4 protein-coding genes and 1 pseudogene are annotated in these 10,575 nt (G+C 54.5%); 2 read left to right on the top strand and 3 right to left on the bottom strand.

Going from position 1 to position 10,575, the window contains the following annotated elements; translation table 11 throughout:
- Positions 1-43: 43 nt before the first annotated feature.
- Positions 44-3,571 (bottom strand): tubulin-like doman-containing protein, encoded by a 3,528-nt coding sequence (locus HG15A2_RS13895; RefSeq protein WP_145060799.1) that lies wholly within the window; start codon positions 3,569-3,571, stop codon positions 44-46.
- Positions 3,572-3,613: 42 nt separating this feature from the next.
- Positions 3,614-4,960, bottom strand: a complete 1,347-nt coding sequence (locus HG15A2_RS13890; RefSeq protein WP_145060798.1) for an ATP-binding protein — start codon at positions 4,958-4,960, stop codon at positions 3,614-3,616.
- A 650-nt stretch (positions 4,961-5,610) separates the two neighbouring features.
- Between HG15A2_RS13890 and tnpA the strand changes: the two are divergent.
- A pseudogene (gene tnpA, locus HG15A2_RS13885) lies at positions 5,611-6,044 on the top strand (IS200/IS605 family transposase).
- Between the two features lie 115 nt (positions 6,045-6,159).
- Positions 6,160-9,030 (top strand): DUF1254 domain-containing protein, encoded by a 2,871-nt coding sequence (locus HG15A2_RS24110; protein WP_218931964.1) that lies wholly within the window; start codon positions 6,160-6,162, stop codon positions 9,028-9,030.
- Positions 9,031-9,826: 796 nt separating this feature from the next.
- On the opposite strand, the gene HG15A2_RS13870 is transcribed toward HG15A2_RS24110, so the two are convergent.
- Entirely contained in the window at positions 9,827-10,561 is a 735-nt protein-coding gene (locus tag HG15A2_RS13870; protein WP_145060796.1) for an SDR family oxidoreductase, read from the bottom strand.
- Positions 10,562-10,575 lie beyond the last annotated feature (14 nt).

Here is a 10,575-nt window from a genome sequence, read left to right as displayed (position 1 = left end):
AACTTGTGATATTTGTAGGATTTGTTGTGTGGTTAGCTAATGGTCATGACATTTGCGGCAGAGAGGGAACGTCTGCGTTGTAGCAAAGCGATTCCCAAACGGGTACGCTCGGCGGAGCTACTGGTGTTATGAGCGGAAGCCAGTCGATGTCTTTGCGAGAGTGAACGCGGGCGGCGTACTCGGCATAGTCGCGGCGCGAGTTGATGATATCAACAGCCAAGGGCACCAAGGGCAGTTCGGCGGCCTCGCAGCAAAGACTAAATTCTGCTCTTGGGTCGGTGACCAATGCTGTTTCCTCTGCGAACATGGTATCAGTCACCAACCCTCGGTCAGATGCGTCGCTTGTAGGATGAGCAGGTTTAGGAAGTACAGCCAAGTATCGCAGCTTGCCCCCGTATTCGAGTAGCTCCGGGTGAGCTGCTTGGTTAGCTTGGTCCCCGTCAATAGTTTCACGCGCGATTCGGTCGTTTAGATTCTGCTGTTGCATCTGTCGTTGTACTGCTTCGCGGGAGAGATCACGAATCGTCGTCAGCAACCCGGCTCGCACGCGGGAATTGCTCATGACTGTTTCCAACAGTCCGCCATTCTCGGCGAGGAACCCGACGTGCACTGTTTCATCAACTTCAGAAGCCAATTTGGGCAGGCAGGCTTTCATGGCCGGATCCAGCCATTCGTCGAGTGGTCGCAGGAGTGACGAGTCGTCGTCAGTCGAATCGTCTGACCGTTGGATAGCCTCAGCAACATGGTTCAAATGACGACCGAATTCCACGAGGGTTTCACTAAGTGATCTCAGTTCAGAAACCAAAGTTGCCGCTAAGACGCGGGCGGCAAGCGCCGACGCATGGTCTAGCCGCAAACGCACATAGGAAAGCAGGGCCTCTAGCTGTTCAGGCGTGACTACCTCGTTTGCGTTGCCCTTTGTGCTGCTTGCCTGCAGAATCTCTTGGGTTGTGCTGGCCGCCTGGGTCCCCAGACGATCAACGAGCTTTTGAGCATCACGGACAACTGTTTCAAAGTGATCTTGCAACCAGGCGACCGCTCGCTTGGCGCCGGGCAGGCGTTCTTGGCGATCGTCGAGCTTTTCAAGCAACCATCGTCGTAGGTCGCCGGCAAGCTTCAAGCCCAGTGGGCCGACAACACGTTCTACGGGGTCGCCCATGATGCGTACTCCCTTCTCAAAATTCTCCACATGTAAGTCTGAAAATAATTCATCGGCAATGCGTTTCGCTGTTGAAAGATCGAGCAGTTTACCTGCCGCTTCCACTGCTGAAAGAGTCTTTATGAAGAAGCGGTCGACCTTACCGTCGAATCGAGCCTTCATGACTTCGCGGGTTGCAGAACCGAGACCGTCGAGATTCAGTTGCGATTGGGCGATAAGCTGTGCTGCCCCATGCACCAGTTGGTTCGTGTCTGTAGGCTGAGGATCTTGTTGAGTTTCCACGGGTGTTTGTTCCGCCAGCGCACTTGGTTTCCATGCTCGCTGCGAGCCACATCCTGCGATGCCGCCTGACCAGTTCAAAACCACTTGTCGCGAGACGGCCGCCGTGAGGCGTTCCGTTTTGGTTTCTTCAGCAGCAGAAAGGCGCTCGAGGTTAAACGTGCGTAAAGTGGTCTCGGAAGAAGTAGCGCTCCCCGATTGACGGCAACCATGGAAGAATTGCTCTGCCGGAGTGAACGCGTTCAAGTACAAGTATTCTGCCAACGCCTCGCTCGAACGTCCAAATTCCTCCTGGCCCATGCGATCGTCCCAACGCAATAGGTACGTGTTGTCGAACGGCGCAACTCCGGCTGGAAAGCCCGGTAGACCTGCTCCCTCGTCTCCAGGGTAAGCGACTTCGGGCTGACTAAAGTGACGGAACTCGGTGAGCCAGGAATAGGCGTTGACCTTCGCGAGTTCGCTCTGCCGCGTTTCGCTGCCTAAGGAATGTGTGAACAGACCCGTGACTTCAGATCCTGTTAGCCCCATTCGCTCCAAAGTGTGACGCACGGCGTAGCCGAGATCAATCGACATTCCGCTGCCGGTGCCGCCGGAGATCGAGGAAACTACGAAAACGCGCACGCTCGACGGATCGACGGGCCCACCCAGCATCTCTGCCGTTTGTTCAGCGGAAGCCGGATCGGTTGCTGCAGTCAATGACAGGCGAATGCGTTGTAGAGTTCGCTGAGCATGATCGACGAGTGCTAGGCGTCCCAATGGACGTAACCCTTCAGTTTCTAGCGAACGCGGGATATTGTAGAGCCAACGACGGCTCAACCAGCGTTGGATTTTCTCTGCTCGATCACGGTATTCCTGTGGCCGACGTAGCGGCAGTTCTAGCTTCTCTTCATTGGTTAGCGACCCTGCTCTGTTCGCGCGGCAAGCACTTGCAAGTGCACTTCCGTCTGTGTCAATCAAGAGCATTTGTACAGAGGGAGTCTCCCCTTTGCAGCGTTGCACGACTTGCTGTTTTAGCCGGGAGAGTACTTCGCAACCAACCCCTCCGATGCCGAGGATAAGCGTTGGTCGGGTGGCAGTGTTTGTTAGATCAATTGGCAAGGCGGGCAGCGTCTCGACTTCGCTATTCTCTGGCGTCGGAGTGCTCAGTAGCATCGATTTCGACATGACTGGTTCGATACTTGCCGCATCCGGCGAGCTATCGAACACCTGCGTCACCAAGCCGGGACGCAGAGCCGATCCCGTCTTGGCCTCGGCCGAGGCGTTGCTCATGTTCTCTCGTGCTTGCGAAGCAATTGGCTGACTCTGACTAGCCCAAGTGCTGGCTTGTCCGGAGAGGGCCTTCACGAATTCACTACACGTTGCGAATCGTCGGTCGGTATTCTTTGCCAACGCGCGAGCGACGAGATAGCGATCTCCCTCGGGAAGCGACGACAAATCGGGGGCTTCATTTAGATGCTGAAGTGTGAGTTCTGCTGCGGTCGTCCCACGAAACGGCAACTGTCCCGTGAGCATTTCTTGGTACAACACAGCGAGACTATATTGATCGCTATGTTTGGAGGGCTGACCCTGAAAGACCTCCGGTGCCGCGTAGAGTGGCGTGAGCCCACCAACCAGTGATACTTGCGTATTCTGGAGGTCTTTTACGAGCCCGTAGTCAGCTACTTTGACGTGGCCGGCTAGCAACAAGAGGTTCTCGGGTTTGATATCCAGATGTTGTAGTGAGTGCTGCTGGCTCAGAAAGTCCAATGCATCTGCTGCATCGCGCAGGTAGCCCAGAATTTCCTCTCTCGGAATCCCGTTCTCACCTCGATTGATGCACTCATCGAAGCGGTCTTTCAGGCTCTCGTCGGCCACCTCGGTGATGATCACCAAACGGTCTTCAAGCACTTCAATGCGTTCGAGCGATAGCAAGAAGGGGTGACGCGCTTCAAGTACCTTATCAAGTGCCTTCAATTCGTTTGACGCGCGTTTCTCGTTGTACTGACCGAAGACGAACTTCACGGCCTTGGTCAAACCACCCGGCGCACTCGCCCGCCATACCTCACCATAGCCTCCGACCCCTAGGCGGTCGAGCAGCGTGTAGCCCGGTATATTCACGTTGGGGCGTTGATGGGAATCCGGTTTATCGTTCATAAGAGGTCTACTCTGTTTTTTTGCTTTTGAGTGCAGACATCATCAGCCGCCTACAACAGCGGTAAAGTAACTACGCACGACGCGATCGATTACTTCGGGCCGCAGTTGCATGGGATTGTCGTTGTAAACGCAGTAGTTGCGAATCTGCATGAGTAAGTCCCGTGGCTGGCAACGCCGTAGCGGCCGGTTGTGTGGCCGGTAATGGGTTTGTACTAAGTAGTCGACTGCCTCGGGGTGGTACTCGCACTGTAGTTTCTTGCAGAACAATTCGAACAGCTTGCGGAATTCCTCGAGTGAGGGATCCCCCACTTCAATCTTGTAGGGAATCCGCCGAAGGAAGGCGTCGTCCGCTAAGTCCTGGGGCTCAAGGTTGGTCGAGAAGATGATCAACTGCTCGAAGGGCACTTGAATCTTCTTGCCGGTAGCAAGCGTGAGGAAATCGTGGCGATTCTCTAAGGGCACAATCCAGCGATTGAGTAGTTCAGTTGGGTTCACGCGTTGGCGACCAAAGTCGTCGATCAACAGGCAACCGCAATTGCTTTTTAATTGCAACGAAGCTTCGCTCACATTGGTATTCGGATCATGGCGAATTTCCAGAGCGTCCATCGTCAATTCACCGCCGACAACAACCGTCGGCCGACGAATTTTGATCCAACGGTTGTCCACGTTGGAAGTTTTCAGGATGCTCGCCTCGTCACCACTAATCGCTTCGTGGAAGGAAGCATCGTAGTACTTGATGAATTGACCATCCTCAGTGATTGTGCGAGGAATCCAGATATGCTGACCAAAGCACTTAGTGATCCGTTTAGCTACGGTCGTCTTGCCGTTGCCCGGCGCACCATAGAGGAATAGGCCTGCACCAGAGTTAATTGCGGGGCCTAGCAGTTCCAACATCTCTTGTTCGACAGAGATGTCGCTGAACGCTTCCTCCAGCTGATGCCTCTTAGCGGCTTCGGCTCGAATGGTTTGTGCATCCACAGACAGTAAGTAGTCTTCCAATGGCACAGGTGCGGGGCCTACATAGGCACAGGCTTTCATAGCCATGCGTGCCCGCTCGCCCCCTTGCTCAGTGAGTGTATAGAAGTAGTCACCGAGAGTTGCCTGCCCGCTGTGACAAAGAATCTGCCGCGAACGCATGGCTAACAGCACGTCTTCCAACAAATTGAAAGGCAAACAAATTTGCTTCGCCACGTCGCGGCCCGAGGCAGAGCCAACCTGTAGAATAAACTTGACAATCAGCGTTTCAATAACCACGGGGCTTACGCCGGTCTCTTCCAACGAACGTGGTACGGCAGGACGATAGGCATCCTCAGTAAGCAAGTTCGCAAGTAAGCTTCCTTGATCATTCCCAGATATTGGGTGGGCCGGCGGATTGGCGGTGATACTCATGAAGTTGAATCCATCCCTCAGAACTTGTATCAGGTCATAACGGGCGCGAACCGGCACTAATAGAGTGCGGCAAAACTACTACAAACCTAGGTTGCCGTTGACAATCGGCAACGATGAAGCCGAAACGTCTGCACGAAGTCGACCAGTTGGCCTCATAGCTGAAATAACCCTCAGAAAAGGACTCGGAAGGGATGGGACAAGAACGATAAACTGGACGAGGCATAGCTAGTGGGCTGGAAGTCGCTTGGTAGAACAGTCGCAATGGGCATTGGCCTTTCGTCAGTCACCTTCCCCTCTGGAGTCCTAAAACACCACGAATAGAATTCGGCTAGAAACAGATGCAGCCCGGGCCCCTATAGCTCGATTGGATAGAGTGTCGGCCTCCGAAGCTGTTAGGCGACAACTTAAGTAACTTGCCGAATCGCAAAAAGACGACTTGTCTTGCAGAGTGATACGCAATTCTCTTCTGTTGCGTTTGGGTAGATAGATCGACCTAGGTCGTCCTACTTCGACCGGAAAATTAATAGGACAGTAATTCATTTCCGTAAACCACCAGCATTGCTGGTGCGTATCCAATAGGCTCCACCCTTCCCGGAGTATAAAAACGGATCCTTCCGAGTAAGGCCCCTGGGGGGGCAGAAGGATCCGTAATAAAGGGCTGGCGCAGCCAATCCCATGTAGAGTGGGACTGCACGTATCATCTTGGGATTGTACCAAAGTATAGGAGACGCAAGCTTACGGTACTTTGCGGGTAGAGATTGGGAAGATTCTCCGCCAGCTTTGTCAGCAGAAGGAAGTGGAACTGGTGGAGGGCAAAGCGATGCCTGACCATGTCCACCTTCTGCTGAGCGTTCCACCGAAGTTTCGCATTTCCAATACAGTGGGATTCTTGAAGGGCAAGAGTGCGATTCGGATCAATCGTGACCTTGAGAAAGTGAAAGACAGCTTGTACGGACGTTCGTTTTGGTCACGCGGTTACTGCGTGAGCACGGAGGGGCTGGATGAAGTGATGATCAAGGAGTACATCCAGAACCAGGAGAAACACGAGCGTGACGGCGAGCGTGGATTGTTTGACCTCGATTAATCCCTAACTAACAGGGCCCCCCTCTTAGGGGCCTTCCTCATACTACCGGCTCTACCGGTAGTTACTGATTAGCCTTGGCAACTGCTCGGCGACCTCTGCCCAAGATTCGCCTACAATGAAAATGAGGACCCCGATCCCGGAGTCGATCACGACGCCCGCCAAGATCGAAACCCGGCTTGGCACCCTCGAGTTTCCCCAGGGCAATCCGACCGACCGCACCGCCGAGAAGGTCTATGAGCATCTGGATTTCATGCACGGCGTAGAGGCCTTCCTCTACGCCTTGCCGGGTGCGTCGGTCCACGCGGCTGGCAGAGGCATCAAGAGCCAGGGTGGAGACAACCAGACGGTATTGATCATAGAGCAACTGATGGACTCCAGGTCACTGTTCCTCACGGCCAGCACCGAAAGCATCTACAGCATGATGTGGCTGGACCTGAAGGAAGGCCCACTGGTGATTGAGTCGCCACCCAATATCCTGGGCATCGTCAACGACCACTGGTTCCGTTACGTCGGGGATATCGGCAACGCGGGACCAGACCAAGGCAAGGGCGGTAAATACCTGCTGCTGCCGCCCGGCTACAAGGACGAGGTGCCGGCGGGTTACTTCGTGCTGCGCTCCGCCACGTACCAAAATCTGTATTTCTGGCGTGGCTTCATCAAGGACGGCAGCACCGCGACCGCGGTCGAAAACACCAAAAAGTTCGCCAAGGTCTACCCGCTGGCGGACGCCAAGACCCCGCCGCCGATGAAGTACATAGATGTCTCCGGCAAGTATTTCAATACCATTGGCGGCAACGACTTCAGCTTCTTCGAGGACATCAAGGAGATCGTCCAGTCGGAACCGAACGACGCCTATAGCCCGGAAATCCTCGGCATGCTTGCCGCCATCGGCATCGAGAAGGGCAAACCCTTCAACCCCGATGAAAAACTCAAGCAGACACTCTCCGAAGCCGTGGCTGTGGGCAATGCCACCGCGCGCACTATCGCGTTCAAGCCCTGGATTAGGGACGCATATCTTCATCCGGGCAGCGCTTGGTTCTTCACTTTTGTCGGCGGCAGCTACCAGTTTCTCTCGCATCCGGGCGTGCGCAACCTCGCGGCACGCGACCTGTTCCATTACAACTATACCGGCATCACCTCGGCGATGGCGTTCGAAATGGTGGGCATCGGCTCGAAGTACGTATTCGCAAGCACCGACTCCGAAGGCAGGCCACTGGAAGGTGCCAAGACCTACAAGATCGAACTGCCACCGAACATCCCGGCCAAGGATTTCTGGTCCTTCGTCGTGTATGATAACCAGACCCGCTCGATGCTACAGACCGACCAGCAGTTCCCAAGCCTAGGCAGCAAAGACAAAGACATCGTCATCAATGCCGACGGCTCTGTGGATGTGTGGTTCGGCCCGACGGTGCCCAAAGGACATGAAAATAATTTGGGTCCAGACTGTTCCCGGCGGGGGCTGGGGTGTGCTGTTGCGCTTGTATGGACCCGAGAAGAGCTGGTTCGACAAGTCCTGGAAGCCGGGCGAGTTCGAACTGGTGAAATAACTACACATAAGAAAGGTACAACAATGAAACGAAAATTACTCAACGCAACGCTTGCACTTAGCGGTGCCGTCACCCTGCTCACTGGATACGAGACCACTGCCCATGCCGAACAGGATGCGCCCACGCTCGCCGAGATGCGCGCCATCGCTAAGGAAGCGTACATCTACGGCTACCCATTAGTGGACAACTACCGTGTCCAGTACGCCTACTACGTGGACGAGAAGAATCCCAATTTCAAGGCGCCGTGGAACCATCTCAAAAATATTCACAGTGTGTTCACGCCGGCCGATACTTCGGTACAGACGCCCAACTCGGACACGCCGTATTCCTGGGCGGGGCTGGACCTGCGTGCCGAGCCGATCGTGATTTCCGTGCCGGCGATCGAGAAGGAGAGGTACTACGACGTTGAGATTTGGGATGCCTATACATTTATTGTTGGCTACGCAGGGTCGAGAACGACTGGCAACGATGCTGGCAGTTTCATGCTGGTCGGGCCGGGCTGGAAGGGCGTGACACCCAAGGGCATCAAGAAGGTCTACGTCTCCGATACGGACTTCGGCGTTGTCGTGATTCGCACGCAGTTGTTCAACCCGGCCGACATCGACAGCGTCAAGAAGATTCAGGCACAATACAAGATGCAGCCGCTGTCCGAGTTCCTGGGAACAACCCCGCCACCAGCCGCACCGGCCGTGGATTTCATCAAGCCACTGGCCAAGGAAGAACAGAAGACTTCACTGGAGTTCTTCAACATCATGAACTTCGTGCTGACCTACAGCCCGACGGTGCCAAGCGAGGTTGACCTGCGGGAACGCTTTGCCAAGATCGGCATCGAGGGTGGCAAGACCTTCGACCCCACCAAGCTCTCGCCGGAAATGAAGACCGCCATCGAGCAGGGTCGCGCCGACGCCTGGCAGGCATTTGCCGGTGGTGTAGAGGAGTTGGACGAGGGAAAGATCACCTCCGGTGATGTCTTCGGCTCTCGCGAGTTCCTGAAGGACAACTATTTGAACCGCTGGATCGGGACCATCGGCATCTACGGCAACGCCAAAGAGGAGGCGATGTATCCTGTCTATCGCTTGGACAGTGCAGGCAATCCACTAAGCGGTGCCAACAAATATACGTTGCACTTTGCAGCAGGCGAATACCCGCCAGTGAATGCGTTCTGGTCGCTGACGATGTATGACTTGCCGCAGAGCTTGTTGGTGGCTAACCCGATCAACCGCTACCTCATCAACTCACCAATGCTGCCGCAGATGAACAAGGACGCGGATGGCGGCCTCACCATCTACATCCAGAACGAATCGCCCGGCAAGGACAAGGAATCGAACTGGTTGCCTGCGCCAAAGGGACCGTTTGCCGCGTACATGCGCCTGTACTGGCCAAAACAAACCGCGCTTGATGGCTCTTGGAAGCAACCCAAGCTTGAGGAAGTGAAGTAAAGGCACGTACGGCGGCCTCACCTGTTAGTGAGAAATTAACTCAATAGCCACTTTCAAGTCGAGGCGCTTTCGAGCCTGCGGTGTCGATGACTGACGGCTCGCACGGCAATTCACAAACTGCCTGGGTGGGACACGCTTGGTTCTAGTCAGGGACCAGACAACTGGGCGAAGTGGCATCAACCTACGCACGAGGAAATTGTCGTTCGGGGCTGCGCTGAATTTCACCTACGCAGTTTCGGATAGCGAGACGCGCAGTCAACCCTGTAGCACATACCCCCAGCCGTTTCCCGTCAACTGGGAATCCCCCCGCCCCACGCGCTTCCAGATTAGTCGTGCAAGATATTGTGGAAATGCAGTACGAGAATCAGCAGAAGTCGAATGAAACCTGAGCTACAGAGGGCTTCGATGAATAGAGTGTCGGCCACTGAAGCGTCTTCGTGACGACTGGAGCGACTTGTAAAAGAGCAATGCATAACTAGTTCTATACACTGAAATCTACTTTTCTGAATTTATGTTTGGGTCGATGCATCGACCTACGTCATCCCTGATCGACCAGAAATGTAATGCAAGGTTTTCTGGCAGGACACATTGCCGAATGAAAATTTGACGCTTGCCAAAGACCTGAAAACGGTTAACGGCAAATGAAGCCAGAGTCTCTCTTGAATAGAGGGACTAATTATTAGCAGAAGTCAATCCACACCTAGTAGAAACAGCATCGAAAAAGCGGCGTGAAAGAATACCGAGAGTATCGGCATAGGTGGTGTACTTCAGGATCGGCACTGTGTCACAGTACAGATCAATTCGACGCACCACCATCCGCACGAATGTGTTGTCCGGTAACCCAGGCCGCGTCATCGCTGGCCAGAAACGAAACGACCGCGGCTATATCATTGGGATGTCCGAGACGCTTGAACGGAGAAAGGTTGCGAAACAACTCCTTCCGTTCTTCAGTACTCCCGGCGAACATGCCAGGCTCGGTGGCTCCGGGGCGGACACTGTTAACGGTGATTCCTCTTGCCCCTAGTTCGTGCGACATCGAAACAAGCATTGCGTCGATTCCCGCCTTCGTCGCCGAATAGGTGCCAGTTCCCATACGAGGGCGTTCGGCCAGCTGCGATGAGATAAAGATCAGCCGTCCACAGTCGCTCAGTCGTCGTGCCGCTCCGCGAAGGGTCAGGAATGTGCCGACTAAATTGACGGAGACTAGTCTTTTGAAATCGCTTAAATCGACTTGCTCAATCGGACAGCTGCCGCCGATGCCTGCGTTTGCCACGAGGACATCCAAGCTGCCGAAATCGGATAACACGGAGTCAAACATGTGTTTAATAGCATCTTCCTCAGTAATGTCTGCACAACGCGCCGACGCAACGCCACCGCAATCAGTAATTTCTCGGACAACGGTTTCTGCGGCCTCATGGTCGTTCAAGTAGTGAACGACCACCCGATATCGGTCACGAGCCAATCGCTTGCAAATCTCGCTGCCGATTCCTCCCGATCCACCAGTGACAATTGCTGTTCGGTGATTGGGCATAACTTGTCCTTCCA

The sequence above is a fragment of the Adhaeretor mobilis genome, from assembly GCF_007741515.1.
Taxonomy (GTDB): domain Bacteria; phylum Planctomycetota; class Planctomycetia; order Pirellulales; family Lacipirellulaceae; genus Adhaeretor; species Adhaeretor mobilis.
This window is presented reverse-complemented; position numbering and strand designations above follow the sequence as displayed.

Excerpts from the sequence above, each read along its gene's own strand:
- HG15A2_RS13895 (WP_145060799.1), bottom strand. The coding sequence starts at position 3,571 with ATGAACGATAAACCGGATTCCCATCAACGCCCCAACGTGAATATACCG.
- HG15A2_RS13890 (WP_145060798.1), bottom strand. The coding sequence starts at position 4,960 with ATGAGTATCACCGCCAATCCGCCGGCCCACCCAATATCTGGGAATGAT.
- HG15A2_RS24110 (WP_218931964.1), top strand. The coding sequence starts at position 6,160 with ATGAAAATGAGGACCCCGATCCCGGAGTCGATCACGACGCCCGCCAAG.
- HG15A2_RS13870 (WP_145060796.1), bottom strand. The coding sequence starts at position 10,561 with ATGCCCAATCACCGAACAGCAATTGTCACTGGTGGATCGGGAGGAATC.